This is a genomic window from Streptomyces sp. CG 926 (genome assembly GCF_003148825.1).
GTDB lineage: Bacteria > Actinomycetota > Actinomycetes > Streptomycetales > Streptomycetaceae > Streptomyces.
On record NZ_QGGZ01000025.1, the window covers coordinates 1 to 24,290 of the forward strand.

A 24,290-nucleotide genomic window follows, 5' to 3' on the forward strand; every position below is an offset into this window, starting at 1 on the left:
GCATCGACCAGATCGCCCGCGACCTCACCATCTGGATGGCCGCCCGCGACTTCCCCGGACGACGGCACGCCAGCAACTTCTAAAACAAGCCCTAGTTGTACATGCCCGGGGTGTAGTGGCCCGGCACCAGTCGGGTGGTGACGCCGATGCGGTTCCACACGTTGATCGTCGCGATGACGGCGATCAGCTGGGCGAGCTCGCGCTCCTCGAACTGCTTGGCCGCCTTCTCGTAGACCTCGTCGGGCACGAAGCCGTCCGTCAGGACGGTCACGGCCTCGGTGAGCTCGATCGCGGCGAGTTCCTTCTCCGTGTAGAAGTGCCGCGACTCCTCCCAGGCGCCCAGCTGGACGATGCGCTCCACGCTCTCACCTGCGGCGATCGCGTCCTTGGTGTGCATGTCGAGACAGAAGGCGCAGTGGTTGATCTGCGAGGCACGGATCTTGACGAGCTCGACCAGGGAAGGGTCCAGGCCCTTCTTGGAAGCGATCTCCAGCGCCAGGACCGCCTTGTAGACCTCGGGGGCGAGCTTCGCCATCTGCATGCGCGGGGTGTGCTCGGGGGCGTGTTCGTGTGTGGTCGTCATGTGATCGACCCTAGGAGTCAGGCGGCCCATCTGTATGGTCCATATCCATGACAGAATCGTGGGCCACTTTCGGCGCCGACCTGCACCTGCAGCTGGACCTCACCGCCGGCCGCGGCCTGCGGGCCGGACTCACCGAGGCCCTGCGCGAGGCCGCGCGCGGCGGCCGGCTCGCGGCCGGGACCCGGCTGCCGTCGTCCCGCACCCTCGCCGCCGACCTGGGCGTCGCCCGCAACACCGTCGCCGAGGCCTACGCCGAGCTCGTCGCCGAGGGTTGGCTGACGGCCCGCCAGGGCTCCGGCACCCGCGTCGCCGAACGGGCCCGCCCGCGCCGGCCCGCGGCCGCCGCCCCCGTACGGCGCCCCGCGCGCAAGGGGCCCGCGTACAGCCTGATCCCCGGCTCCCCGGACCTGGGCGGCTTCCCGCGCGCGGCCTGGCTGTCGGCGGCCCGGCGGGCGCTGACCGACGCGCCGAACGAGGCCTTCGGGTACGCGGTCGACCCGCGCGGCCGCGTCGAGCTGCGGCAGGCGCTGGCCGGCTACCTGGCGCGGGCGCGCGGGGTGTACGCGGACCCCGAACGGATCGTGCTGTGCGCGGGCTTCCTGCACGGGCTCACGCTGCTGGCGGGCCTTCTGCGGGCGCGGCGGGTGCGGGAGGTGGCGGTGGAGGGGTACGGGCTCGACTTCCACCGGGACGTGCTGGTGCGGGCGGGGCTGCGGACGCGCCCGCTCGGCGTGGACGCGGAGGGCGCCCGGACGGGGGAACTGACCCCTACGGCCGGCGCGGTGCTGCTGACCCCGGCGCACCAGTTCCCCACGGGCGTGGCCCTGACCCCGGCGCGGCGGGCGGCCGCGGTCGACTGGGCCCGGACCACGGGCGGGCTGATCCTGGAGGACGACTACGACGGGGAGTTCCGCTACGACCGTCAGCCGGTCGGCGCGCTGCAGGGCCTGGACCCGGACCGGGTGGTGTACCTCGGGACGGCCGCCAAGTCCCTGGCGCCGGGGCTGCGGATGGGGTGGATGGTGGTCCCGCCGGGGCTGCTGGAGGAGGTACTGGCCGCCAAGCGGTCCACGGACTGGGCATGTGGTGCGCTGGATCAGCTGATCCTGGCGGAGTTCATCACCTCGGGGGCCTACGACCGGCACGTGCGCGGCATGCGGCTGCGGTACCGGCGGCGCCGGGACGAGCTGGTGGCGACGGTGGGGGACCGGGTGGGCGTGTCGGGGATCGCGGCGGGGCTGCACGCGGTGCTGGACCTCCCGGAGGGGCTGGAGCGGTCCGTCCTGCAGTCCGCGGCCTGGCAGGACCTGGCCCTGCACGGGCTGGGGCGCTTCCGGCACCCGGAGGCGGGGGCGCTGCCCGCGCGGGATGCGGTGGTCGTGGGCTACGGGACGCCGTCGGACAGCGCGTGGTCGCCGACGCTGGCGGCCTTGGCGGCGGCGCTGCCGTGACCTGCGGCGCCGTTGCGGGGGCGCTGCTGTGACCTGCGGCGCCGTTGCGGGGGGGCTGCCCCCGAGCCCCCGCGCCTCAAACGCCGGCGGGGCTGGGAGAGCGCCTCAGGCGCCGGCGGGGCTGGGAGATGGCGGGGCTGGGAGGGCGCCTCAAGCGCCGGCGGGGCTGGAAGAGCGCCTCAAGCGCCGGCGGGGCTGGGGGATGGCGGGGTCGGGTGGGTGGGTCAATCGTCGGTGGGGGTGGGGGGTTCGCCGAAGCGGGCCAGGGTCAGGGAGCCGGCCACCGCCACCGCGAAGCCCGTCACCGCCAGCCAGGTCAGGCCCTCGCGGGTGCTGTCGCCGAGCCAGACCACGCCCACCACCGCCGGGCCGATCGTCTCGCCGAGGACCATGCCCGCCGTCGCCACCGTCACCGAGCCGCGCGCCAGGGCCGAGGTGAGGAGCAGGAAGGCCGCGCCGCCGCCCAGCAGGAGGGCGTACAGGGCGGGGTTGCGCAGGTCCCAGGGGGAGTCGAGGAGCCGGACCGAGACCTCCACCACCCCGAAGCCCGTGCCCGCCGCGAAGCCGAGGACCAGCGCACGCGGCCCGTCCGGGAGCCGTCCGGCGACCACGCCGACCAGCAGCACCAGCCCCGCCACCGCCAGCATCCCCAGCTCCAACGCGAGCGAGCCGGTCCCCGTGCCCTCCTCCCCGGCGGAGAGCCCGAGCATCAGCAGCCCCGCGCACACCACCGCCACCGCACCCCACTCGGTCCGGGACAGCCGCACCCGCAGCAGCCGCGCCGCGACCACCGCCGTCACCGCCAGGCTGGCCGCCAGCGCCGCCCCCACCGCGTAGATCGGGACGTGTCGCAGGGCGATGATCTGGAGCACGAAGCCGGCTCCGTCCAGGCCCAGACCCGCCAGATACCGCCACTGCCGTACGGCCCGCAGGAACAGCGCCGTGTCCACCCCGGACCCGGTGCCCGGCTCCGCCGCCCGCGCCGCGACCGCCTGCAGAACCGACGCCGTACCGAAGCAGACCGCCGCACCCAGCGCGCAAATCATCCCAATGAGCACGAAGCGACTCTAGGTCACGGATCTCACGGCGGCCGGATTCCATCGGCAGGTGACCCCGCTCTAGTCTGTCGGCAGTACGCGAGGCCCCAGGGGGACAGCAGACATGGACAGCAGCAGTACCAATCAGCGCCGGATGCGCTCCGGAGCCGTGGCCCTCGGAGGCATGGGCCTGCTCGCCGCCACGCTCGTGGCCTGCGGCAGCAGCGACGAACCGGACAAGCGCTGTGCCTCCCGCTCCACGTTGCAGCACCTGAACAACAAGGAGTGCAAGAGCGGCGGCACCGGCGCGTACTACTACGGCGGGCGCGTCGCCGCCGGCAAGGTCTCCGGCGGCAGCTTCGACAAGTCCGCCGTCACGCGCGGCGGCATCGGCGGCCACAAGAGCTCCGGCTCCAGCGGCGGCTGACCGAGACGATGCAGCGGCACACCATCGAGCCCCGTCCCGACTGGCAGAAGACCGTCGAGGAGCAGGGGCTGATCTACCCCCTGACCCGCTACCCGGACGACTCCCTGCGCCCCTACTGGGACGAGAGCGCGTACTACTCCTTCTCGCTCCCCGAGGTCGAGGCCTTGGAGAACGTCGTCGAGGAGCTGCACGCCATGTGCCTGGCCGCGGCCGCGCACATCGTCGAGCACGACCGCTTCGCCGACCTCGGCATCACCGACCCGGAGCTGGCCGCGCTGATCGCCGAGTCCTGGCGGCGCCGCGCCGAACAGCCCTCCCTCTACGGCCGTTTCGACCTGCGCTACGACGGCACCGGCAGCCCGGCCAAGATGCTGGAGTACAACGCCGACACCCCCACCTCCCTGGTGGAGGCGGCCGGTCCGCAGTGGTTCTGGATGGAGGACCGCTTCCCCGGCGCCGACCAGTGGAACTCCCTCCACGAGCGCCTCGTCGACGCCTGGCGGCGCCAGGCCGAGCTGCTCCCGCCCGGCCCGCTGCACTTCGCGCACTCCGAGACCGACGAGCTCGGCGAGGACCTGATGACGGTCGCCTACCTCCAGGAGACCGCGGAGCAGGCCGGCCTGGACACCCAGGCGCTCTCCGTCGAGCAGATCGGCTGGGACAGCCTGTCCGGCCGGTTCGTGGACGAGAAGCTCCGCTTCATCCGCTCCTGCTTCAAGCTCTACCCGTGGGAGTGGCTGGCCACGGACGAGTTCGGCCCGCAGGTCCTCGGCACGTACGACCACGGCGGCGGCTCCGGCTCCACCTGCTGGATCGAGCCGCTGTGGAAGATGCTGCTGTCCAACAAGGCGCTGCTGGCGATCTTGTGGGAGCTCTTCCCGGAGCACCCCAACCTGCTGCCCGCCTATCTCGACGGCCCGCGCGAGCTCGCCGAACCCGGGTCCGCCGGCTACGTGTCCAAGCCCCTCCTCGGCCGGGAGGGCGCGGGGGTCACCCTGCACGAGGCGGGCGAGGACGCGGAGCCGTTCGTAGGGGAGGAGGGGGAGCGGTACTGCTTCCAGGGCCTGGCCCCGCTGCCCGACTTCGACGGCAACCGGGTGGTGCTCGGCGCGTGGATCGTCGAGGACGAGGCGGCGGGGCTCGGCATCCGCGAATCGGCGGGGCCGGTCACGGACGAGTACGCCCGCTTCCTGCCCCACGTCATCCTCTGACCGATCCGGACGAGAGCTACGAGAGCTACGAGGCCTACGCGCCCAGCACCGAGCGGAGCTGGGCGAGGCCCCAGTCCAGATCCTCCTTGCTGATGACCAGCGGCGGGGCGATCCGGATCGTCGACCCGTGGGTGTCCTTCACCAGCACCCCGAGTTCCATCAGCTTCTCGGAGATCTCCCGGCCGGTGCCGCGCGAGGGGTCGATGTCGACGCCCGCCCACAGCCCGCGACCGCGCACGGCGGTCACCGCCCCACCGCCGACCAGCAGGTTCAGCTCCCGGTGCAGGTGTTCGCCCAGCTCGGTGGCGCGGCCCTGGAACTCGCCGGTCCGCAGCATCGCGATCACCTCCAGGGCGACGGCGCACGCCAGCGGGTTCCCGCCGAAGGTGGACCCGTGCTCCCCGGGCCGGAACACCCCGAGCACGTCCCGGTCGGCCACCACGGCGGAGACCGGCACCACGCCGCCGCCGAGGGCCTTGCCGAGGATGTAGACGTCCGGGACGACCCCCTCGTGCTCGCACGCGAAGGTCCGGCCCGTGCGCCCCAGCCCCGACTGGATCTCGTCCGCCATGAAGAGGACGTTCCGCTCGCGGGTCAGCTCCCGTACGCCGCTCAGGTACCCGGCGGGCGGCACCAGCACCCCCGCCTCGCCCTGGATCGGCTCCAGCAGCACGGCCACCGTGTTCTCGGTGACGGCGTGGGCCAGCGCGGTCAGGTCCCCGTACGGGACGATCTCGAAGCCCGGCGTGTACGGGCCGAAGTGGTCACGGGCCTCGTGGTCCGTGGAGAAGGAGACGATGGTCGTGGTCCGGCCGTGGAAGTTGTCGGCGGCGACCACGATCTTGGCGTGCCCGTCCGGGACGCCCTTGACCTCGTAGCCCCACTTGCGGGCGGTCTTGACCGCCGTCTCCACCGCTTCCGCCCCCGTGTTCATGGGGAGCACCATCTCCTTGCCGCACAGGGCGGCGAGCTCGGTACAGAAGTCGGCGAAGCGGTCGTGGTGGAAGGCGCGCGAGGTGAGCGTGACCCGTTCCAGCTGGGCGCGGGCGGCGTCGATCAGACGCCGGTTGCCGTGCCCGAAGTTGAGGGCCGAGTACCCGGCGAGCATGTCGAGGTATCTACGGCCCTCGACATCGGTCATCCAGGCGCCTTCCGCGGACGCGACGACCAGGGGCAGCGGATGGTAATTGTGCGCACTGTGGGCGTCCGCGGCGCGGATGGCATCAGCGGTTGTCGACACGGGGTCTCCGATCGTCCGTCCGGCGCGGTCGAGCGCCGGTGCAGCGGTGACGAGGGTGGCGTCACCTTCTTATCGTCGCTCGTATCGCGGACGCAGAAACCTCTCTCCCGGCGCGCCCGCTAAGGTGTCCGATACGCACGGCGACTGGCGTACGGGGAACCAACTCCGGGGGAGTCGTGCGCGCTCGACCGCATACAGGGCCGCTCGCCTGGGCCTCGCGGGGTACCGATCACATCGACCCCGGAGGAGCCCGCCATGTCCGCGAGCCGCCATCCCGCCCTTCTCTCCACCGACCCCGAGCTGGCGTCCTTCGTCGCGGCGGAGGAAGTACTGCAGGCGCAGACCCTGCGCCTGATCCCCAGCGAGAACTACGTGTCGGCGGCCGTCCTCGAAGCCTCCGGCACCGTGCTGCAGAACAAGTACAGCGAGGGCTACCCCGGCCGCCGCTACTACGAGGGCCAGCAGAACATCGACCGCGTCGAGGCGCTGGCGATCGAGCGGGCCAAGGGCCTGTTCGGCGTGGACCACGCCAACGTGCAGCCGTACTCCGGCTCGCCCGCCAACCTCGCCGTGTACCTGGCCTTCGCGAAGCCGGGCGACACGGTGATGGGCATGGCCCTGCCGATGGGCGGGCACCTCACCCACGGCTGGGGCGTCTCGGCGACCGGCTCCTGGTTCCGGGGCGTGCAGTACGGAGTCCGGGCCGACACCGGGCTCATCGACTACGACGCGGTGCGCGAGCAGGCCCTCGCCGAGCGGCCCAAGCTGATCTTCTGCGGCGGCACCGCGCTGCCGAGGACCATCGACTTCGCCGCCTTCGCGGAGATCGCGAAGGAGGCCGGCTCGATCCTGGTCGCCGACGTCGCCCACATCGCGGGCCTGATCGCGGGCGGCGCGCACCCGTCCCCGGCGGACCACGTGGACGTGATCTCCACGACCACGCACAAGACCCTGCGCGGTCCGCGCGGCGCGATGCTGATGTGCCGCGAGGAGCACGCGAAGGCCATCGACAAGGCGGTCTTCCCGGGCCTGCAGGGCGGCCCGCACAACCAGACGACGGCCGGTATCGCGGTGGCCCTGCACGAGGCCGCCCAGCCGTCCTTCACGGCGTACGCGCACCAGGTCGTCGCCAGCGCCAAGGCGCTGGCCGCGGCGCTGCTGCAGAAGGGCTTCGACCTGGTCTCGGGCGGTACGGACAACCACCTGATCCTGATCGACCTGACGGGCAAGGACGTGCCGGGCAAGATCGCGGCCAAGGCCTTGGACCGGGCGGGCATCGTCGTGAACTACAACACGGTGCCGTTCGACCCGCGCAAGCCGTTCGATCCCTCGGGCGTGCGGATCGGTACGCCGTCGCTGACGTCGCGCGGGCTGTCCACGGAGCACATGCCGGTGGTGGCGGACTGGATCTCGCGGGCGGTCGACGCCGCCGCGAAGGGGGACGAGCAGGCCCTCGCCGTGATCCGGGCCGAGGTGACCGACCTCATGGCGGCCTTCCCGGCCCCGGGGCTCCCGCTGTCGTAGCCCGCGCCGCCGCTGCCGGGGTCCGCCCCGGACCCCGCGCCCCGGACCCGCGCCTCGAACGCCGACGTTCGAGGCGCGGGTGCCGGCAGCGCCCGCGGGGCCCGCGGGCGGCGGAAGGATCCGGCCGCCGGCGGGCACAGGCCCGCCCCCGCACCTGAGAGAATGAAGCCATGGCTTCTGATCGTCCTCGCGCGCTCTCCGGCATCCAGCCCACCTCCGGTTCGTTCCACCTCGGGAACTACCTCGGAGCCATCCGCCAGTACGTCGCCCTGCAGGAGACGCACGACGCCTTCTACATGGTGGTCGACCTGCACGCGATCACCATGCCGCAGGATCCGAAGGACCTGCGCGCGAACACCCGGCTCTCCGCGGCGCAGCTGCTGGCCGCCGGCCTGGATCCCGAGCGCTGCACGCTCTTCGTCCAGAGCCACGTGCCCGAGCACGCGCAGCTCGGTTGGGTCATGAACTGCATCACCGGCTTCGGCGAGGCCAGCCGGATGACCCAGTTCAAGGACAAGTCCGCCAAGGGCGGCGTCAACAGCGCCAGCGTCGGCCTCTTCACGTACCCGATCCTCCAGGTCGCCGACATCCTGCTGTACCAGGCGAACGCGGTCCCGGTGGGTGAGGACCAGCGCCAGCACATCGAGCTGACCCGCGACCTCGCCGAGCGCTTCAACAGCCGGTACGGCCGGACCTTCACCCTCCCCGCCGCGCACATCGTCAAGGAGGTCGCGAAGATCTACGACCTCCAGGACCCGGCGATCAAGATGTCGAAGTCCGCGTCGTCCCCCAAGGGCCTGATCAACCTCCTCGACGAGCCCAAGGTCACCGAGAAGAAGATCAAGAGCGCGGTCACCGACACCGAGGCCGAGATCCGCTTCGACTCCGAGAAGAAGCCCGGCGTCAGCAATCTGCTCACGATCTACTCCACCCTCACGGGCGAGACGGTCTCCGAGCTGGAGGCCCGCTACGAGGGCAAGGGCTACGGCGCGCTGAAGACCGACCTGGCCGGCGTGATGGTCGATTTCGTCACACCCTTCAAGAAGCGGACCCAGGAATACCTGGACGACCCGGAGACGCTGGACTCGATCCTGGCCAAGGGCGCGGAGAAGGCCCGTGCCGTCGCGGCCGAGACCCTCGCGCAGGCCTACGACCGTCTCGGTCTGCTGCCCGCCAAGCACTGACGAACGCACCTACGGAAAGACAGCCCTGGCACGAACGGGGGTGCTGCCGCCACACTGGGGCGGCAGCAGTCCACAGCGACAAGCGGAGGAGAGATACGTGGGGACCGTAACGCTCGGCGTTTCGATCGCGGTCCCGGAGCCGTACGGCAGCAAGCTCCAGGAGCTGCGCGCCGGCTTCGGGGACGCCGCCGCGCACGGCATCCCCACGCATGTCACCCTCGTCCCGCCCACCGAGGTGGAGGCGGACCGGCTCCCCGCGATCAGGGCCCACCTGGTCGAGGTCGCGGCCGCCTCCCAAGCCTTTCGGATGCGGCTGGCCGGCACGGGAACCTTCCGCCCCCTCTCGCCGGTCGTCTTCGTCAAGATCGCCGAAGGGGCCGCGGGCTGCACCCGCCTCCAGAGCGAGGTCCGCGACCCGCACGGGCCGCTCGACCGCGAGCTGGCCTTCCCGTACCACCCGCACGTCACGGTGGCCCACGGGATCTCCGAGGAGGCGATGGACCTGGCGTTCACGACCCTCGCCGACTACGCCGCCGAGTGGGTCTGCACGGGGTTCGCGCTCTACGAGCAGGGCTCGGACGGGGTCTGGCGCAAGCTGCGCGAGTACCCCTTCGGGAGCGGGCCGAACTGCGTCCCGGCGCAGGCGGGCTCACCCGCCGACCACGCGGCCGGGGGCGCCGGCGCGACCGTACCGCCGTCCTGACGGAGCGGGCGCGGGGCCAGGGGCCGCAGGGCCAAGGGGAGCCGGGCGATGCGCCGGGCACGGAATCTCAGCCTTCGCAGGACCAGGGTGTGGAACGGGCGACCCGTAGGGCGCGTTTCGGGAAAAGTCACAATCGACGACCGTAGCCGCCAGAACCGACAATCCCGGCTATTTCCGGCGGCTGAATTACGGTGACCCCATGGACTGGCTGACGAAACTCCCGGTGATCGGGCCGCTCGTGTCCCGTCTGATGCGCACGCACGCGTGGCGTTCGTACCAGCGCCTCGACCGTGTCCACTGGACCCGCCTGGCCGCCGCCATCACCTTCATCAGCTTCCTCGCCCTGTTCCCGCTGATCACCGTGGCGGCCGCGATCGGCGCGGCGCTGCTCAGCCCCGAGCAGCTGGACCGGCTGGAGAAGAACCTCTCCGAGCAGGTTCCGGGCATCTCCGACCAGCTGAACATCGAGGGTCTCGTCGACAACGCCGGCACCGTCGGTCTCGTCGCCGGCGCGATCCTGCTGCTGACCGGTATCGGCTGGGTGGGCTCCATGCGGGACTGCCTGCGCGCGGTCTGGGAGAAGGACGACGAGGACGACGGGAACCCCTTCGCCCGCAAGGGCAAGGACACGCTCGTCCTCCTCGGCCTCGGCGGCGTGGGCCTGGCCTCGGCCGCCGCCTCCATCCTGGGATCCAGTGCCGTCGGGAAGTCCGCCGACTGGCTGGGCATCCCGCGCGAGGGCGCGGGCGGGGCGCTGCTGCGCACCCTCGCCTTCCTCGTCGGTGTCGTGGCCGCCTTCCTGCTGCTGCTCTACGTCCTGACCCTGCTCCCGGGCGTCGAACCGCCGCGCGGCCGCCTGATCCAGGCGGCCCTCATCGGCGCGGCCGGCTTCGAACTGCTGAAACTGCTGCTCAGCGGCTATATGCGCGGGGTCGCCGCGAAGAGCATGTACGGGGCCTTCGGTGTGCCGATCGCCCTGCTGCTCTGGATCAACTTCACGGCCAAGCTGCTTCTGTTCGTCGCCTCCTGGACGGCCACCCGCGACGACGCGGACGGCGACGGCGCGCAGGACCCTCCCCCGGACGTCCCGGAACCCCCTGGCCCCCCGGCCGCCGCACGCCCGGCCTGAACACACCGCCGGCGTACCGGTGGCGCACCGGTGTGGGGCCCGATGCGCCACCGGAGTACCACCGGCGGGACGCGCTACCAGGTGCCGTTGCCGCAGCCGTACACCCACCGGTGCGAGGCGGCGTTGTCGTGGACCGCCTTCCCCTGACCACTGGCGTCGTTGTTGCGCGTCCAGTTGAACGTCTGCGCGTTGCCCCGCAGGTTCCACTCGGTGCCGTACCCGATGCAGGCGTAGGCGCCGGTGTTGTTCTCGTTGTAGTAGATGTTCACGTGGTCGCGGCCGCCGGCGCTGCCGCTGTTGCGCACCCAGTCGACCTTGTTCTTGACCTGGTACGGCCAGTCGTTGGAGTTGCCGGCGTTCTGGTACAGGTAGTTGTAGTCGTCCGAGTAGGCGCAGAAGTTCGTGTAACCGCAGCCACCGTCGGCCTGCGCCGCCGTCGGAACGGCCACGACCGCCGCGCCGGCGATCGCGAGCCCCGCGAAGAGCGTCCTGAGCTTGTTCATGTGGGGTCCCTCCCAGTAGTGCCGTGCGTGGTTCACCGCCGGTCGGCGGTACGCGATGTCAGCTCCCGGAATGCCGGGCGACCACATCGCGAGCTGTGGGCAGGGCCGCCACCTGCATCCGCCGCATGGCGTCGAAGGCGGCCCGGTGCTCGGCGCGGATCATGTCCGAAAAGCGCCGGTGCAGGTCCTGTGCGGTGTCGGCGAGGCCGGTCGAGCGGGCGCACTCGGCCTGGGCGGTGGCCATCGGTACGTCCTGGGCCTCGGCGGCCGGGCCGGTCCGGGCCAGTTGCTCGTCGCGCTGGCGGACCGGGTGCGCGGCCGGGAAACCGCGCCGGCCGACGCACTCGCTCCAGCCGGCCAGCGCCGTGCGGAACGCGGGGTCCTCGCCGACCCGGCCGGTGCGTACCGCGCCGAGCTGCTTCACGGTCTCGCTCGCGCCGAACCAGAGGCGTACGTCCCCGTAGAGCTCCCGCCACGAGGTGGTGATGCAGCCCCGGTCGCTGTGGCTCAGCGTGCCGCCGCCCGGGTTCTCGACGGCCAGCCCCTTCGAGTCGGGGCCCATGAGCGCCACCCCCAGAGCCTCCAGCCGCTCCGCGGACAGCCCGCTCTGATACCGGGCGCGCGGGCCGGCCGCCGCCTCCTGGTCCAGCTGTTGTTCGATCCGGCGCCCGAAGCCGTGGGCGCGGGCCCAGTCCACGTCGTCGACGCCGTACGGGAAGTCCCGCAGGTCAGGGTGCGGCACGCGCGGGACCGGCCAGTACGAGAAGCCCTGCGCCCGCATGCAGTCCTGTACGAGCAGTTCCCCCGCGGTGTGGAGCAGATCCAGCTCGGCCGTCTCCGGGGCGCGCGCCGGGGCCCGCTGCCCGGCGCCGTCGGCCGGGAGCGCGGTCCAGGCCGCCCCGGCGAGCAGCGCGCCACAGGCCACCGTGACGACGGCCGACCATCTCCTGTGCATGACAGGACCCCCTTCCCGCTGGCTTCATGCCGACGGGAGCGAGCAAACCCTGCCGAAGTCCTGTGGTGAACCTGTGAGTTGATAGGTGGTGCGGGCCCCGGAACCGAGCTAGGAGGCCCGCTCGGACCTTTCGGCCGGTCTCAGATCAGCTCCTCGCCCCGGCCGCGGCGACCCCGGGGCAGGCGGCGGTTGATCACGAAGGCGCCGCCCGCCAGTACGGCCAGCACACCGCCCGCGACGCCCAACGCGGTGCCCGCGCCGCCGCCCGCGTCCTTGCCGGCCGCCGACGGGTCGTTCTCGTGCGACTGGGCCGGGGAGCCGTGCGAGGAGGCGTCCGCGCTCTTCGGCGACACCAGCTCACCCACCGGCTTGACCTTCCCGGCCGCCGCGAAACCCCAGTCGAGGAGCGCGGCGGTCTGCTCGTACACCAGGTTCGCCCCGCCTCCGTCCGGATTCATCACCGTGACCAGCAGCTTGCGGGAACCCTGCTGGGCGACGCCCGTGAAGGTGGCTCCGGCCATCGAGGTGTTGCCGTTCTTCACCCCGGCCATCCCCTTGTACGGGGTGATCCCGGACGCGCCGGTCAGCAGTCGGTTGGTGTTCGCGATCTCGAAGTACTCGCGCGGCTTCCCGGGTTCCTGCAGCCCGGGGAACTTCGCGCTCACCGTGCCGCAGTACTCCCTGAAGTCCTGCTTCTGCAGGCCGGAGCGGGCGAACAGCGTGAGGTCGTACGCGCTCGACACCTGCCCCGGGGCGTCGTACCCGTCCGGGGACACCACATGGGTGTCCAGCGCCTGGAGCTCCTCGGCGTGCGCCTGCATGTCCTTGACGGTCTTGTCGATGCCGCCGTTCATGGCGGAGAGGACGTGCACGGCGTCGTTGCCGGACTTGAGGAACACGCCGAGCCACAGGTCGTGGACCGAGTATTCGAGGTGCTCCTTGACCCCGACCATGCTGCTGCCCGGGCCCACGCCCTCCATGTCCTTGTCGGTGACCTGGTGGACCTGGTCCTTGGGCAGGGTCGGCAGCACGGTGTCCGCGAAGAGCATCTTCATGGTCGAGGCCGGGGGCAGCTGCCAGTGCGCGTTGTGCGCGGCCAGCACCTCGCCGGACTCGGCGTCCGCCACGATCCAGGAGCGCCCGGTCAGGTTCGCCGGCAGCGCGGGCGCGCCCGGCAGCAGGTTCACCTGGGTGCCCGGCTGGCCGAGCAGGGATCCGCCGACCGTGGACATCGAGACGGGCGGCGCGGGGGCCGGAGCCTTACCCGATTGGCCCTTCGCATCGGCCGGCGGGCTCGGCGCGGCGTGCGCGGGGGCCATGAACACGGTGGGGACCAGCAACGCGGCGAAAAGGACCGTCAGCGCGGTCGTCTTGGCAGACACGCAGGTGAAAGTACATCCCGATGAGCTGGAGGGCGCAGCGGACCGGCCCAATCGAGGAAACCACCCCCGGGACAGCCCACCCCGGCGCGTCCGTCCTGGGGACGAATCGGATACTGAAGGCATGAGACTCAGCCGTACCGCCTCCTGGTTCCTGCTCGCCTTCGGAGTGTGGAGCTGGTTCATCTGGGTGTCTTTCGTCCGGAACCTGTGGAAGAACGGCAGTGGCCTTGCCTTCGATGCGGCGGGCGATCCCACTTCCTACTTCTGGGTGCACCTGACGCTCGCGGTGACGTCCTTTCTCCTGGGGACGGCGGTCGGCGTGCTCGGGTTGCGTAGCGTCCTCGTCCTGCGGCGTGCGTCACGCGCGGAGCGTCCGGATCCGGACACCTCGGCATGACGATCCTGATCTTCGCCCTCGTCGCCCTGGCGGTCTGCGCCCTGCTGGTCCTGGTCCACCGGTGGCTCTGGATCCGCCTGGTCCGCGACACCACCACCCCCGGCGGCCGGACCCGGCGCGTCGGCACGGCCTTGGCCATCGCCCTGCCCCTCCTCTCTGTGGCCGCGCTCACCACGGGACGCGCGGGCGCCCCCTTCCGGCTCCAGCAGACGGTGGCCTGGCCCGGGTACCTCTGGCTCGCGGCACTCCTCTACCTGACCCTGACGATGCTGGTCGCGGAGCCGATCCGCGCGTTGTGGCTGCGCCGTTCGGCCCACCGTGATTCCACCGGACCGGTGGTCGAGCGGCCCGAGCCCGTGGAGGTGCCCGCCGCGGCGGCGCCCGCGGCCGCCCCGCCCGCCCCGGTCGCCACCGAGCGCCCCGCCGTGGCCGACGGGCTGAGCCGGCGCCGGTTCGTCGCCCGTACGGTCGGCGGGACGGCCGCCGCCGTCGCCCTCGGCACGGTCGGGGCGGGGACCTACGGGGTCCTGCGCGGGCCGAGCGTGAAGCGGGTGACGGTCCCCCTCGCCAAACTTCCGCGCGCGGCGCACGGCTTCCGGATCGCGGTCGTCAGCGACGTCCACCTCGGCCCGGTGCTCGGTCGCGCCCACACCCAGCGCATCGTCGACACGGTCAACCGCACCCGGCCCGACCTCATCGCCGTCGTCGGCGACCTCGTCGACGGCAGCGTCCCCGACCTCGGGCACGCGGCGGAGCCGCTGCGCCTGCTCGAAGCCCGCCACGGCGCGTTCTTCGTCACCGGGAACCACGAGTACTTCTCCGGCGCCCAGCAGTGGATCGACCACGTCCGCGAGCTGGGGCTGAACCCGCTGGAGAACGCCCGGAAGGAGCTGCCCCACTTCGACCTCGCCGGGGTCAACGACATCCAGGGCGAGCAGGAGGGCAAGGGTCCCGACTTCGGCGCGGCCCTCGGCGACCGGGACCGGACGCGGGCCGCCGTGCTGTTGGCGCACCAGCCCGTCGTCATCCACGACGCCGTCCGCCACGGCGTCGACCTCCAGCTCTCCGGCCACACCCACGGCGGCCAGCTCTGGCCCGGCAACTACCTCGCGGAGCTCGCCAACCCCACCGTCGCCGGTCTGGAGCGCTACGGCGACACCCAGCTCTACGTGTCCCGCGGGGCCGGAGCCTGGGGACCGCCGGTCAGGGTGGGGGCGCCGTCCGACGTCACTGTCGTCGAACTCGCCTCATTTCAGGCCTGATCGGGACCGAACGTCGAAGCGATCCTCCTCAACTCGCCTTCCGGTGGCTGATATTCCGTGATGGGATGACCGTTAATCGGACAGCGCATCGCTGTCATCGGGACATGGGGTGGGGTTCAGGGGATGCGGTCTGTCCGCTCGAAGATGATCGCGGCCGGGCTCGTCCTCGGCGTGGCCGGCGTGGGTGCCTGGCAGTTGCTGCCCGGGGACGGAAACGGCCGCGGTGCCGTCCGGGTCGGGACGAGTGACGTCGTCTCCTCCCTCGACCCCGCGGGGGCGTACGACGCCGGTTCCTGGGCCCTGTTCAGCAACATCTACCAGTCGCTGTTGACCATCAAGCCCGGGTCCGACGCCCCCGTGCCGGACGCCGCCGCCTCCTGCGGTTTCGTGGGCCAGAAGCTCACGGTCTACCGGTGCGAGCTCCGCACCGACGTGAAGTTCACGGGCGGCCGCACGATCACCGCCGAGGACGTCAAGTACTCCTTCGACCGCATCAAGGCGATCAACTCCGACCAGGGCCCGGCCCCGCTCTTCAACACCCTGGAGTCGGTCGAGGCCGAGGGTCGGACGGTCACCTTCAACCTCTCCGCCGGCGACGCCACCTTCCCCTTCAAGATCGCGACAGGTGCCGCCGCGATCGTCGACAAGGACAAGTACCCGGCGAAGTCCCTGCGCGAGGACGGCAAGGTCGACGGCTCCGGACCGTACGCGCTGGGCGAGTACAAGGCCGGTACGAGCGCCGAGCTGAGGCCCAACGACTCGTACAAGGGCCAGGGCAAGCCCGCCCACACGTCCGTCACCGTCAAGTACTTCAAGGACTCCGAGCAACTCGACCAGGCCTGGAAGGGCCACCAGATCGACGTCGCCCACCGGGACATGCCGCCCACCGTGCTGGCCGGTCTCAACCCGGGCCTGAAGGACACCCGCTACCAGGCCTCCGGCGGCAGCGAGACCCGCTCCATCGTCTTCAACGTCCGCCCCGGCTCCACCGCGGCCCCGCTCGCCGTCCGCCAGGCCGTCGCCGCCGTGCTCGACCGCTCCAAGGTGGCCGTGGAGGTCCACAAGGGGACGGTCACGCCGCTGTACTCCCTGGTCCCGGCCGGTATCGCCGGCCACAGCACGCCGTTCTTCGACGCCTACCCGACGCCGAACGTGGCCACCGCCAAGAAGCTCTTCAAGGACGCCGGGATCAATTCGGCCGTCCACCTCAACCTCGGCGTGAACGTACGCGGCGCGAACATGCCCGAGGCCGATGAGCTCAAGCGCCAGCTGGAGTCCACCGGCCTCTTCGAGGTGACGATCAAGCCGGTCGAGCAGTGGAGCGACTTCCAGAAGGGCTACGCGGCGGGGGAGTTCGACGCCTACACCATCGGTTGGATCGCGGACTTCCCGGACGCGGACAACTTCCTCGCCCCGCTCGTCGGCGCCGACTCCTCCATGAACAACGGCTTCTCCGACAAGCGCGTGGACGAGCTGATCACCCGCACCCAGTCCCACTCGGAGCGGAGCGAGGCGGCCACCGAGTTCCGCGACCTCCAGAAGCTGGTCGCCCAGCAGGCCCCGATGGTGCCGATCTGGCAGAAGAAGGACTACGTGATGTCCCGCGAGGACGTCACCGGAGCCCAGTACCTGTCCGACGGCACCGGCGTCTGGCGGCTGTGGGAACTCGACTGGCTGTAGCCGTCGAGGTCCCGGAGGCTACGCCCGGTCCGTCTTCGGATCCGCGTCGGGGTACGGGTCCGAGGCCCTGCGCCGGGCCCCGGCCGTGGCCGTCTGGGCCATGCCCGGCAGGAAGTCCGCGAACAGCTCGTGCACTTCCCGCACCAGCGGCCGCAGCACCCGGAACCGGGCCAGGATGATGCCCCGCGTCGTCAGCTGCGCGCCGCGCTCGGCGAGCCGCCGCGTCTTCTCGCTGTTCGGGGAGCGGTCGAAGACCCAGTACAGGACCAGGCCCATCTGCGCGAGCCACATGAGCTCCGGCAGTACGTCGGCCAGTTCGGCCGGGACCTTCGTCTTCGCGCCCGCCAGCACCTCGCGGTGTATGGCGATCGCGGCCTTGCGCGCCGTTTCCGATTCCGGCGAGAACGGGCTGAGCGGACTCTCCGGGTCGGCGGCGTTCTTGAAGAACTGCGAGGCGAACTCGTGGTACGGGGCGGCGATGTCGAGCCAGGCCGTCAGCACGCCCGCGTACCGCTTCTGCAGATCGGTCTCGTTGTCCAGGATCGGCCGGACCGCCGCCTGGTGGGCCGCGCCGATCCGGTCGTAGAACCCCTGGACCAGGTGTTCCTTCGACTCGAAGTAGTAGTAGGCGTTGCCGACCGAGACGCCGGCCTCCTTCGCGATACCCCGCATCGTCGTCTTGTCGAAGCCGCGCTCCTGGAAGAGGCGGAGCGCGGTTTCGAGGATGAGCGTGCGGGTCTGCTCGCTCTTGGGAGCCTTCTGATCAGTCACGGTGTATGAGCCTATCGGGGGACGGAGCACTGGTCGTCACAGGCCGGTCCCTCGGCGCCCTCGGGGTGCCCCTCGGTACGCACGGCCTGCCGCCAGGCGGAGGCCGTGTGCATGGCCGCCCGGGCGAAGGGCCGGCCGGCCGGGGTGGCCAGCCAGTTCGCCTTCGGTCGGTGCTCGACCAGCGCCCACAGGCACACGATGAAGGCGTCCGTCCCGGTCCAGACCTGCCCCGAGTCCCCGATGACGGTGATCTCCCGGAGCGTCGAGGGGTGGTCGAGCCCCGGGAAGCGCCGGTGCGCCTCCCAGGATCCGGCGGGCACCAGGGCGAGCGGGACCAGCCACCGCTGCGCGAGCAGCCAGTGTCGGATGTGGACGCAGAGCGGGCAGTCGGCGTCGTAGAGGACGGTCAGGCGCCGGACGGCGGCGGTGGCGGTCGGCACGGCTCAGGCCCCGACCGGCGCGGTCCACGCCTGCGGCGGCACGGGCGGGGTCTGCTGGCGCTCCATGATTCCCCGGCGGCGCATCTTGTTCAGCACCCACACGTTGCCGAGGTGCATGACGCCGAGGACCAGCAGGACGACGCCGAGCTTGACCGAGAGCGCCTCGAAGAGGGCCCGGGGGGTCAGGATCTCCTCGTCCGACCGGAGGTAGAGGGTCACGAAGCCGATGTTCACGAGGTAGAAGCCGACCACCAGGAGTTGGTTGACCGCGTCCGCGAGCTTCTCGTTCCCGTGCAGGACGTCACCGATGAAGACGCGGCCGTTACGGCTGAGAGTGCGCGCCACCCAGACGGTGAGGGCGATGCTGATGAGCAGGTAGATGACGTACGTGACGACGGTGAGGTCCATTGTCCCCAGCCCCTTTGAACGTGTTCAAACTTGCTGACAGGGATGACTGTAGGCCTCTTTTTGAACAAGTTCAAGCGATGTTCGGCGAGTGGCTGCGCAGCCGCATCGCGATCAGGGAGAGCGCGAGCATCGCGGTGATGACGCCGACGGCCAGCGTGAGCGTGCCGGCCGGGCCACCGCCCATGGCCCAGCCGTTGCCGAGCAGGAGGGCGACGCCACCGGCGCGGGCGAGCAGGGCGTACCGGCGGTCGCCGGCGCGGCCGAGGCGGCGACCCAGGAGGAGGCAGGCGGCGATCAGTGAGAGGAAGGTGATCGACCCGGCGGCGAAGTGGGCGTAGCTGTGCCAGGTGAGGGCGGCGGGCTGCCCGTAGGGGGTGCCGACGGGGAAGCCGTCGGCCGGGTCCATGACGAAGACCCCGGCGGCGATCATGCCGATCCCGGCGACGCGTACCAGCCGCGGTACCCAGGTACCTCCGGGTGCACCGAGCAGGGCCCGGCGTAGGCCGGTCGCCCCCACGGCGAGCAGGGTTCCGACGACCAGGAAGTTGGTGATCTGGAGCCACCCCAGGGATCCGTTGCTCAGAGCGCTCAACGGGTGGCGGGTGATGTCGAAGCCCTCGCGCAGGGCGGCCTGGGACAGGGCGACGGCCGCCCACAGCGGGGTCGCCGCGACCACGCAGGTGAGCAGCCGGCGGGTGGCGGCCCCGGTGCGGGAGCGGGTCGTGGGGGAGGAGGTGGTGGTCATGGTGGATGCCTCTCGGGTCGGTCTCTCCGGTTCTCGCTGACACGTCGATCGGCGGATGTGACAGGGAACGGCAACCGTTCCCTGTCACATCTCCTCGTTCGACGTGTTGTCGCAAGCACCGCACGACCGACGAAAGGGACCCCATGCGCTACCTGATGACGACCCGGCCCACCGACACCGCCCCCGACGCGAACCTGTACGCCGAGATGGGCCGGTTCATCGAGGAGCTGTCCGCGGCCGGCGTCCTGCTGGCGACCGGCGGCCTGGAGCCGGGCGGTGTCCTGGTGACCTCGCTCGGCGACGAGATCACCGTGACGGACGGCCCGTTCACCGAGGCCAAGGAAGCCGTGGCCGGCTTCGCGCTGATCGAGGTCCGCTCCCAGGAGGAGGCGATCGAACTGGCCCGCCGCTTCCGCAGGATCGTCGGTGACGGCGAGAGCGTGGTCCAGCAGGTCTTCGGCCCCTGACCCCGCGGGCGCCGCCGCGCCCCCGGCGGACGGCCGGCCCCGGCTTGCGTACGAGCCGGGGCCGGTGCTGTGATCGTGCCTGTGCCGGACACCCATCGCACGATCGACGCCGTCTGGAAGCTGGAGTCCGCGAAGATCATCGCCGGGCTCACGCGGATGGTCCACGACGTCGGCCTCGCCGAGGAACTGGCCCAGGACGCACTCGTCGCCGCACTCGAACAGTGGCCCGTCTCCGGAATCCCCGACAACCCCGGCGCCTGGCTGACGACCACCGCCAAACGGCGGGCGGTCGACCACATCCGGCGCGACCGACGGCTGACGCACAAGCAGGAGCAACTCGCCCACGAGTGGGAACAGCACCGGGAACCCGAACAGGACGACGTCCTGCGACTGATGCTCATCTCCTGCCACCCCGTCCTGCCGACCGAGGCCAGGGCCGCGCTGACGCTCCGGTTGCTCGGCGGCCTGACGGCCGAGGAGATCGCCCGCGCCTTCCTCGTCACCGGAGCCGCGATCGCCCGACGCATCGCCGCCGCCAAGCGGACCCTGGCCGAGCGGCGGGTGCCCTTCGACCTGCCGGACGAGGGCGAGCTGACCGAACGCCTCTCGTCCGTCCTGGAGGTCATCTACCTGATCTTCAACGAGGGCTACTCGGCGACCTCGGGCGACGATCTGATGCGGCCCGGGCTCTGCCTCGAAGCCCTGCGGCTGGGCCGACTGCTGGCGGAGCTCGCGCCGCAGGAGGCCGAGGTGCACGCACTCGTGGCCCTGATGGAGATCCAGGCCTCCCGCTCGGCCGCGCGCACCGGCCCGTCGGGTGAACCCGTACAGCTGCACGAGCAGAACCGCGGGCGCTGGGACCAGCTGCTCATCCGCCGCGGGTTCACCGCGATGCTGCGCGCCCGGCAGGTCGGCGGGACGTCGCCCGGCCCGTACCTCCTGCAGGCCGCGATAGCCGTCTGCCATGCGCAGGCCGCTACCGCCGAGGACACCGACTGGCCCCGGATCGCGGGCCTGTACGAGGCCCTGGCGCGGCTGCTGCCGACCCCGGTCGTCCAGCTCAACCGGGCCGTGTCGCTCGGGATGGCCCACGGGCCCCAGGCGGGCCTGGACCTGGTCGACTCCCTGCTCGCCGATCCCGCGCTGCGCGACTACCACCTCCTGCCGAGCGTCAGGGGTGACCTGCTGGCGCGCCTGGAGCGGCACCACGAAGCGCGGCTGGAGTTCCACCGGGCGGCCGCGCTCACCCGCAACGCCGCCGAGCGCGCCTTCCTGGAGCGGCGGGCGGACGCGATCACCGACACGCTCCCGGCCGGTCCCACGCTCGGGGAGGCCACCCGCGATTTCCTCGCCCGCGACGAGCCGGCGGCGGCGACGGTCCGCTCCTACGGACAGACCCTCCGGCGGCTGCGCCTGACCCTCGGCGACCGCCGCCCACTCGCCTCCCTGACGGCCGACCAGGTGGCGGGCGTCTTCGCGACGGCCTGGGGCCGGGCGGCGGCCAGGACCTGGAACCGGCACCGCTCGGCCGTGCGGTCCTTCGGCTCCTGGGCCGGCCTGGACGACCTCGCGGCACAACTGGAGCGGCGCCCGGAGACCCGCTCCCCGGCGCCGGCACCGGACCCCGTCCGGCTCGACGCGCTCTGGCACGACCCGGACCTGCCGCTGCGCGAACGCACGCTGTGGCGGCTGCTGCACGAGTCGGGGGCCGGGGTGAAGGCCGTCCTCTCACTGGACGTCGAGGACCTGGACCTGGAGGACCGCCGGGCCCCGGTCGGCCGCACCTGGGTGAGCTGGCGCTCGGGCACCGCACGCCTGCTGCCCGCGCTGTTGGCCGGTCGGACCCGCGGACCGGTGTTCCTCTCCGACCGGCGGCCCGGACCGGGCCGGCCACCCGCACCGGCCGACCTGTGCCCGCAGACGGGCCGACGCCGCCTCTCCTACGAGCGGGCCGAGTACCTCTTCAAAGAGGCCACCCGGGCCCTGGACCCGGCGGCGGGCGGCTACACGCTGGGCCGGCTCAGGGCCCGACCGGCGGAGCCCGCGCCTCACATGCTGAGCGACCGCGCGTAGTTGAGCTGCGACATCACCCACTGGTAGGTGTACGCGTCCACCGCCGGGATCATCGTGGAGTGGTGGCGGCCACCGCTGGTGACCGTGACCTGGATGTAGCCGGTGGTGGTCTTCTCCTTCATCAGCAGGAAGAGCAGGCCGAGCAGGCAGAAGAGGAAGAAGACGATCGCCAGCACGATCGCGTGCGGCGGGATCTTCTCCTCGGTGCGCGAGAAGTCGGTCGCGTTCCACATCGCGCCCCGGAGCGGCATGTTGCCGGAGGGGGTGATGATCTGGTCCCCGGCCACGGTGATGTCACCGAGGGACAGACCCGCTCCGCCGACCGGGCCCGGGGCGTTGTACGCGGGGGCCGGGATACCGGCGCCGCCGATGGTCGGCTGGTAGGCCGGAGGGGCCGGGGGTGCCGGGTAGGGCTGCGGGTAGCCGTAACTGGCCTCGCTGGGACCCCATTTGTAGTCGCCCTGGCCGGGGGTGGCGGGCGTGCCGGGCTGACCGCCCTGGCCGGCGGGGTCGCTCGTGTACGGATTCGGCTGCTGCTCGCTCATGCCGCCGATCCTTCCACAGGGACTTCCGCCCTGTACCCCCGGATCCGCAACCAGGTCAGAGCGCCGCGCCCACCAGGGCCGTGAGGTGCAGGCGCGTCAACTCGCGGTCCCTGCTCGCAGGAAGGAGGGAGTAGACGACCGTACGCCGCCCGCCCTCGGTGGCGAACACGCCGCTCGTGGAACGGCCCATGGAGCCGGTCTTGCCCCAGACGACCGTGCCATCGATCTCGGCGCGAACAGCACAACGCCCCCTCTCAGCCTGCGGGGCGCTTTCGTGCGTTCTGGATCACACGGAGTCGGCCCTGCGCCCTAGGCTGTTCAATGTCGAGCTGCACAGAGAAGGGGCAAGGCCGTGTCATCTGTTGCTACCCCCGACCCGTATGACAACCCCGTCGCGTTCGGGCAACGTGTCCAGATCTACCGCAACCGTCGAGGCATGACTCGCGAATAGCTGGCCGGGCTCCTCGGCCACCACGCCTCGTGGGTCAAGAAAGTCGAGACGGGCACCATGAGAATGCCGCGACTGCCAGAGATCCTCCGCATCGCTGAAGTCCTGCGCGTACGCCGCCTGAACGACCTCGTAGGGGACATCGGCGCCGAGCCGCACACCGACCTGTTTCAGGGACCCGGTCACGACCGGCTTCCAGCGGTCCAAGCGGCCCTCTCCACCTACCCGGCTCCCGGCACCCGAGAGGCGCCGTCCCGGGAGTTTCTGCGCGCGGCCCTGGACGCTGCGTGGACGGCCCGCCACGGAGCGGCGAACCACCGCGAGGTCATCGGCGGGCTGCTGCCCGGGCTGATCCGGGATGCGCAGCTCGCCGTACGGCAGGCCGACACTGCGGCCGATCGGCGCGTGGCCCTGGCGCTCCAGGCCGAGGTGTACTTCCTTGCCCAGTTCTTCGTCGCCTACCAGCCGGACCCGTCGCTGCTGTGGCGGGTGGCCGAGCGCGGTATGGCGGCCGCGCAGGAGTCCGAGGACCCGCACGCCATCGGTGTCGCGGCCTGGCTGTCGGCGCAGGCGCACCGCGATTCCGGGCCCGGATACTACGACGGCGCAGACGACGTGGTGATGCAGGCCCTGCGCCTGCTGGAGTCCGGCCTGGCCGAAGCCACCCTCGACGTGCAGGCCATCACGGGCGCGCTCCGCGTCGAGGCGGGGCTGACCGCTGCGAAGCGCCGCGATACGGGCACCGCGTGGGGGTGGTGGGACCGCGCAGACGGCATTTCCCGGCAGCTTCCGCCCAGCTACTTCCACCGGGTCACCAGCTTCGGCCGGGCCGTGATGGGCGCGCACAGCGTCACCGTGGCTGTCGAGTTGCGGGCCGGCGGCGAGTCCGTACGGCAGGCCAACCGGGCTGAGGCCGACGCGATTCCGTCCCGGCCGCGGCGTGCCCGTCACCGGATTGAGCAGGCGCGCGCCTACTTCCTCGATGGGCAGCAGGAGGCTGCGCTGACGACTCTGGAGCAGGCGCACGCGACAGCGCCGGAGACGATCCGCTACAACGGGTACGCTCGCTCGATCGTGCTGGAGGAGACGACGTCACGGCTACCGGACCGGCGCCAGAGGGCCAGTCAGCTGGCCGTCGACATCGGCCTGTTGGCCGCGTAGCAAAGGGGCCCAAACCGGGCCCCTTCTTCGTTTGCCCTGCCCTCACTGTGGTGTCACCACACGCTGACGACGGTAGGGAGTGACCCGTGACCAGCCGCATCTCGCAGCGCTGCGCCCATGGCGTGCTCAGCATCGATAACCCCGACGAAACACGCCTGGACATGCGCACCGTAGGCGAGCCCAGCGCCGAACTCCTCGACCGCGCCATGGCCGGCTGGGAGCGCTTCACCGGCGCCGACGAGGAGCAGCCGGATGTCTGAGGTGTACGAGTACGTACCGCACCGCCTGCTGCGCAAGCGGGTGCGCGACATCGCGTCCGGCGTCGAGGGCGAGTTGATGGCTGTCATCAACGAGAACGTGTCGAGCTCGGCGATCGGCGAACACTGGGTGGAGCTGGCCTACATCCGGATCCCGTCCGGCCGTGAGATCACGACCGCCGTCGACAACATCGAGTCGGCATGAGCGAGCTGCGCCGCCAGATCCTCCAGTTCGTGCTCGTGGTCGTCGTACTCGCCGCGATCCTCACCGGCACCTTCTGACATCTGCCCGTTTTTAACCATCCCA

At 71.5% G+C, this 24,290-nt stretch carries 26 protein-coding genes, 1 pseudogene and 1 riboswitch; of the genes and pseudogenes, 15 read left to right on the forward strand and 12 right to left on the reverse strand.

Annotation, left to right across the window (positions count from 1 at the left end):
• Positions 1 to 91 precede the first annotated feature (91 nt).
• Complete coding sequence (locus tag BCL76_RS37620) at positions 92 to 583, reverse strand: carboxymuconolactone decarboxylase family protein (protein WP_109784001.1); 492 nt, start codon at positions 581 to 583, stop codon at positions 92 to 94.
• Between the two features lie 47 nt (positions 584 to 630).
• On the opposite strand from BCL76_RS37620, the gene pdxR reads away from it, so the two are divergent.
• Entirely contained in the window at positions 631 to 2,034 is a 1,404-nt protein-coding gene (gene pdxR, locus BCL76_RS37625) for a MocR-like pyridoxine biosynthesis transcription factor PdxR (RefSeq protein WP_109784002.1), read from the forward strand.
• Positions 2,035 to 2,258: 224 nt separating this feature from the next.
• Here pdxR and BCL76_RS37630 read toward each other — a convergent pair whose 3' ends face one another.
• Positions 2,259 to 3,080, reverse strand: a complete 822-nt coding sequence (locus BCL76_RS37630) for a hypothetical protein (protein ID WP_109784003.1) — start codon at positions 3,078 to 3,080, stop codon at positions 2,259 to 2,261.
• 115 nt (positions 3,081 to 3,195) lie between these two features.
• Between BCL76_RS37630 and BCL76_RS37635 the strand changes: the two genes are divergently transcribed.
• Both BCL76_RS37635 and BCL76_RS37640 read left to right on the forward strand, forming a co-directional pair.
• A complete protein-coding gene (locus tag BCL76_RS37635; protein ID WP_109784004.1) occupies positions 3,196 to 3,498 on the forward strand; it encodes a hypothetical protein in 303 nt (100 codons plus the stop codon).
• Between the two features lie 8 nt (positions 3,499 to 3,506).
• The gene (locus BCL76_RS37640) at positions 3,507 to 4,709 is read left to right on the forward strand and encodes a glutathionylspermidine synthase family protein (RefSeq protein WP_109784005.1); all 1,203 of its coding nucleotides are present in this window, start codon (positions 3,507 to 3,509) and stop codon (positions 4,707 to 4,709) included.
• A 34-nt stretch (positions 4,710 to 4,743) separates the two neighbouring features.
• On the opposite strand, the gene rocD is transcribed toward BCL76_RS37640, so the two are convergent.
• Positions 4,744 to 5,949, reverse strand: coding sequence for an ornithine--oxo-acid transaminase (gene rocD, locus BCL76_RS37645; protein ID WP_030712657.1), 1,206 nt, complete (start codon positions 5,947 to 5,949; stop codon positions 4,744 to 4,746).
• A 130-nt stretch (positions 5,950 to 6,079) separates the two neighbouring features.
• Positions 6,080 to 6,170, forward strand: a riboswitch (ZMP/ZTP riboswitch).
• A gap of 34 nt (positions 6,171 to 6,204) precedes the next feature.
• Here rocD and glyA point away from each other — a divergent pair.
• The 4 genes from glyA to BCL76_RS37670 all read left to right on the forward strand — a co-directional run bounded on the left by glyA (position 6,205) and on the right by BCL76_RS37670 (position 10,489).
• Entirely contained in the window at positions 6,205 to 7,473 is a 1,269-nt protein-coding gene (glyA, locus tag BCL76_RS37650) for a serine hydroxymethyltransferase (protein ID WP_109784006.1), read from the forward strand.
• A 170-nt stretch (positions 7,474 to 7,643) separates the two neighbouring features.
• Positions 7,644 to 8,657 carry a tryptophan--tRNA ligase gene (gene trpS / locus BCL76_RS37655; RefSeq protein ID WP_109784007.1) on the forward strand — a complete coding sequence of 338 codons (1,014 nt, stop codon included), beginning with the start codon at positions 7,644 to 7,646 and terminating at the stop codon, positions 8,655 to 8,657.
• A 97-nt stretch (positions 8,658 to 8,754) separates the two neighbouring features.
• Positions 8,755 to 9,360 carry a 2'-5' RNA ligase family protein gene (locus BCL76_RS37660; protein WP_109784008.1) on the forward strand — a complete coding sequence of 202 codons (606 nt, stop codon included), beginning with the start codon at positions 8,755 to 8,757 and terminating at the stop codon, positions 9,358 to 9,360.
• Positions 9,361 to 9,559: 199 nt separating this feature from the next.
• Positions 9,560 to 10,489 carry a YihY/virulence factor BrkB family protein gene (locus tag BCL76_RS37670; RefSeq protein WP_109784009.1) on the forward strand — a complete coding sequence of 310 codons (930 nt, stop codon included), beginning with the start codon at positions 9,560 to 9,562 and terminating at the stop codon, positions 10,487 to 10,489.
• 74 nt (positions 10,490 to 10,563) lie between these two features.
• Here the strand turns inward: BCL76_RS37670 and BCL76_RS37675 are convergent, their stop codons facing one another.
• From BCL76_RS37675 to BCL76_RS37685, 3 genes are all read right to left on the reverse strand, one after another.
• Positions 10,564 to 10,992, reverse strand: a complete 429-nt coding sequence (locus BCL76_RS37675) for a hypothetical protein (protein ID WP_109784010.1) — start codon at positions 10,990 to 10,992, stop codon at positions 10,564 to 10,566.
• Positions 10,993 to 11,050: 58 nt separating this feature from the next.
• Positions 11,051 to 11,947: a hypothetical protein gene (locus BCL76_RS37680; protein WP_146228517.1), complete on the reverse strand. Its 897-nt coding sequence runs from the start codon at positions 11,945 to 11,947 to the stop codon at positions 11,051 to 11,053.
• Between the two features lie 140 nt (positions 11,948 to 12,087).
• Complete coding sequence (locus BCL76_RS37685) at positions 12,088 to 13,512, reverse strand: D-alanyl-D-alanine carboxypeptidase (RefSeq protein WP_109784012.1); 1,425 nt, start codon at positions 13,510 to 13,512, stop codon at positions 12,088 to 12,090.
• Here BCL76_RS37685 and BCL76_RS37690 point away from each other — a divergent pair.
• The 3 genes from BCL76_RS37690 to BCL76_RS37700 all read left to right on the forward strand — a co-directional run bounded on the left by BCL76_RS37690 (position 13,451) and on the right by BCL76_RS37700 (position 16,668).
• On the forward strand, positions 13,451 to 13,726 hold the full coding sequence (locus BCL76_RS37690) for an SCO4848 family membrane protein (protein WP_109784013.1): 276 nt from the start codon (positions 13,451 to 13,453) through the stop codon (positions 13,724 to 13,726). The genes BCL76_RS37685 and BCL76_RS37690 overlap by 62 nt on opposite strands.
• Positions 13,723 to 14,988: a metallophosphoesterase gene (locus BCL76_RS37695; protein WP_109784014.1), complete on the forward strand. Its 1,266-nt coding sequence runs from the start codon at positions 13,723 to 13,725 to the stop codon at positions 14,986 to 14,988. Before BCL76_RS37690 ends, BCL76_RS37695 begins: the two co-directional genes overlap by 4 nt.
• A gap of 123 nt (positions 14,989 to 15,111) precedes the next feature.
• Positions 15,112 to 16,668, forward strand: coding sequence for an ABC transporter substrate-binding protein (locus BCL76_RS37700; RefSeq protein ID WP_109784015.1), 1,557 nt, complete (start codon positions 15,112 to 15,114; stop codon positions 16,666 to 16,668).
• A gap of 18 nt (positions 16,669 to 16,686) precedes the next feature.
• Here the strand turns inward: BCL76_RS37700 and BCL76_RS37705 are convergent, their stop codons facing one another.
• The 4 genes from BCL76_RS37705 to BCL76_RS37720 all read right to left on the reverse strand — a co-directional run bounded on the left by BCL76_RS37705 (position 16,687) and on the right by BCL76_RS37720 (position 19,032).
• Positions 16,687 to 17,439 carry a TetR/AcrR family transcriptional regulator gene (locus tag BCL76_RS37705; RefSeq protein WP_109784016.1) on the reverse strand — a complete coding sequence of 251 codons (753 nt, stop codon included), beginning with the start codon at positions 17,437 to 17,439 and terminating at the stop codon, positions 16,687 to 16,689.
• Between the two features lie 11 nt (positions 17,440 to 17,450).
• Entirely contained in the window at positions 17,451 to 17,879 is a 429-nt protein-coding gene (locus BCL76_RS37710; protein WP_109784017.1) for a thiol-disulfide oxidoreductase DCC family protein, read from the reverse strand.
• Between the two features lie 3 nt (positions 17,880 to 17,882).
• Positions 17,883 to 18,287 (reverse strand): hypothetical protein, encoded by a 405-nt coding sequence (locus BCL76_RS37715; RefSeq protein ID WP_109784018.1) that lies wholly within the window; start codon positions 18,285 to 18,287, stop codon positions 17,883 to 17,885.
• A 70-nt stretch (positions 18,288 to 18,357) separates the two neighbouring features.
• Positions 18,358 to 19,032: a DUF998 domain-containing protein gene (locus tag BCL76_RS37720; RefSeq protein ID WP_109784019.1), complete on the reverse strand. Its 675-nt coding sequence runs from the start codon at positions 19,030 to 19,032 to the stop codon at positions 18,358 to 18,360.
• Positions 19,033 to 19,175: 143 nt separating this feature from the next.
• On the opposite strand from BCL76_RS37720, the gene BCL76_RS37725 reads away from it, so the two are divergent.
• Both BCL76_RS37725 and BCL76_RS37730 read left to right on the forward strand, forming a co-directional pair.
• The gene (locus BCL76_RS37725; protein ID WP_109784020.1) at positions 19,176 to 19,499 is read left to right on the forward strand and encodes a YciI family protein; all 324 of its coding nucleotides are present in this window, start codon (positions 19,176 to 19,178) and stop codon (positions 19,497 to 19,499) included.
• A gap of 81 nt (positions 19,500 to 19,580) precedes the next feature.
• A complete protein-coding gene (locus tag BCL76_RS37730) occupies positions 19,581 to 21,572 on the forward strand; it encodes a DUF6596 domain-containing protein (protein ID WP_109784057.1) in 1,992 nt (663 codons plus the stop codon).
• Here the strand turns inward: BCL76_RS37730 and BCL76_RS37735 are convergent.
• Both BCL76_RS37735 and BCL76_RS40225 read right to left on the reverse strand, forming a co-directional pair.
• Entirely contained in the window at positions 21,548 to 22,117 is a 570-nt protein-coding gene (locus tag BCL76_RS37735) for a hypothetical protein (protein ID WP_109784021.1), read from the reverse strand. The two genes, BCL76_RS37730 and BCL76_RS37735, sit on opposite strands and share 25 nt — an antisense overlap.
• 55 nt (positions 22,118 to 22,172) lie before the next feature.
• A complete protein-coding gene (locus tag BCL76_RS40225; RefSeq protein ID WP_258310146.1) occupies positions 22,173 to 22,307 on the reverse strand; it encodes a hypothetical protein in 135 nt (44 codons plus the stop codon).
• A gap of 261 nt (positions 22,308 to 22,568) precedes the next feature.
• On the opposite strand from BCL76_RS40225, the gene BCL76_RS37740 reads away from it, so the two are divergent.
• The 3 genes and pseudogenes from BCL76_RS37740 (at position 22,569) to BCL76_RS37745 (ending at position 24,282) form a co-directional block, all read left to right on the forward strand.
• A complete protein-coding gene (locus tag BCL76_RS37740) occupies positions 22,569 to 23,726 on the forward strand; it encodes an XRE family transcriptional regulator (RefSeq protein WP_258310151.1) in 1,158 nt (385 codons plus the stop codon).
• Between the two features lie 86 nt (positions 23,727 to 23,812).
• On the forward strand, positions 23,813 to 23,986 hold the full coding sequence (locus BCL76_RS39360; protein WP_181382897.1) for a hypothetical protein: 174 nt from the start codon (positions 23,813 to 23,815) through the stop codon (positions 23,984 to 23,986).
• Positions 23,979 to 24,282: pseudogene (locus BCL76_RS37745) on the forward strand (hypothetical protein). Before BCL76_RS39360 ends, BCL76_RS37745 begins: the two are co-directional and overlap by 8 nt.
• The last annotated feature ends 8 nt before the right edge of the window (positions 24,283 to 24,290 follow it).

Bases quoted from the DNA above. Each gene is read 5' to 3' on its own strand.
- pdxR (WP_109784002.1), top strand. From the start codon at position 631: ATGACAGAATCGTGGGCCACTTTCGGCGCCGACCTGCACCTGCAGCTG.
- BCL76_RS37700 (WP_109784015.1), top strand. From the start codon at position 15,112: ATGCGGTCTGTCCGCTCGAAGATGATCGCGGCCGGGCTCGTCCTCGGC.
- BCL76_RS37630 (WP_109784003.1), bottom strand. From the start codon at position 3,080: ATGATTTGCGCGCTGGGTGCGGCGGTCTGCTTCGGTACGGCGTCGGTT.
- BCL76_RS37680 (WP_146228517.1), bottom strand. From the start codon at position 11,947: ATGCACAGGAGATGGTCGGCCGTCGTCACGGTGGCCTGTGGCGCGCTG.
- BCL76_RS37635 (WP_109784004.1), top strand. From the start codon at position 3,196: ATGGACAGCAGCAGTACCAATCAGCGCCGGATGCGCTCCGGAGCCGTG.
- BCL76_RS37720 (WP_109784019.1), bottom strand. From the start codon at position 19,032: ATGACCACCACCTCCTCCCCCACGACCCGCTCCCGCACCGGGGCCGCC.
- glyA (WP_109784006.1), top strand. From the start codon at position 6,205: ATGTCCGCGAGCCGCCATCCCGCCCTTCTCTCCACCGACCCCGAGCTG.
- BCL76_RS37735 (WP_109784021.1), bottom strand. From the start codon at position 22,117: ATGAGCGAGCAGCAGCCGAATCCGTACACGAGCGACCCCGCCGGCCAG.
- BCL76_RS37695 (WP_109784014.1), top strand. From the start codon at position 13,723: ATGACGATCCTGATCTTCGCCCTCGTCGCCCTGGCGGTCTGCGCCCTG.
- BCL76_RS37725 (WP_109784020.1), top strand. From the start codon at position 19,176: ATGCGCTACCTGATGACGACCCGGCCCACCGACACCGCCCCCGACGCG.
- BCL76_RS37685 (WP_109784012.1), bottom strand. From the start codon at position 13,512: ATGAACCAGCTCCACACTCCGAAGGCGAGCAGGAACCAGGAGGCGGTA.
- BCL76_RS37620 (WP_109784001.1), bottom strand. From the start codon at position 583: ATGACGACCACACACGAACACGCCCCCGAGCACACCCCGCGCATGCAG.
- BCL76_RS40225 (WP_258310146.1), bottom strand. From the start codon at position 22,307: ATGGGCCGTTCCACGAGCGGCGTGTTCGCCACCGAGGGCGGGCGGCGT.
- trpS (WP_109784007.1), top strand. From the start codon at position 7,644: ATGGCTTCTGATCGTCCTCGCGCGCTCTCCGGCATCCAGCCCACCTCC.
- BCL76_RS37675 (WP_109784010.1), bottom strand. From the start codon at position 10,992: ATGAACAAGCTCAGGACGCTCTTCGCGGGGCTCGCGATCGCCGGCGCG.
- BCL76_RS37670 (WP_109784009.1), top strand. From the start codon at position 9,560: ATGGACTGGCTGACGAAACTCCCGGTGATCGGGCCGCTCGTGTCCCGT.
- BCL76_RS37690 (WP_109784013.1), top strand. From the start codon at position 13,451: ATGAGACTCAGCCGTACCGCCTCCTGGTTCCTGCTCGCCTTCGGAGTG.
- BCL76_RS37640 (WP_109784005.1), top strand. From the start codon at position 3,507: ATGCAGCGGCACACCATCGAGCCCCGTCCCGACTGGCAGAAGACCGTC.
- BCL76_RS37715 (WP_109784018.1), bottom strand. From the start codon at position 18,287: ATGGACCTCACCGTCGTCACGTACGTCATCTACCTGCTCATCAGCATC.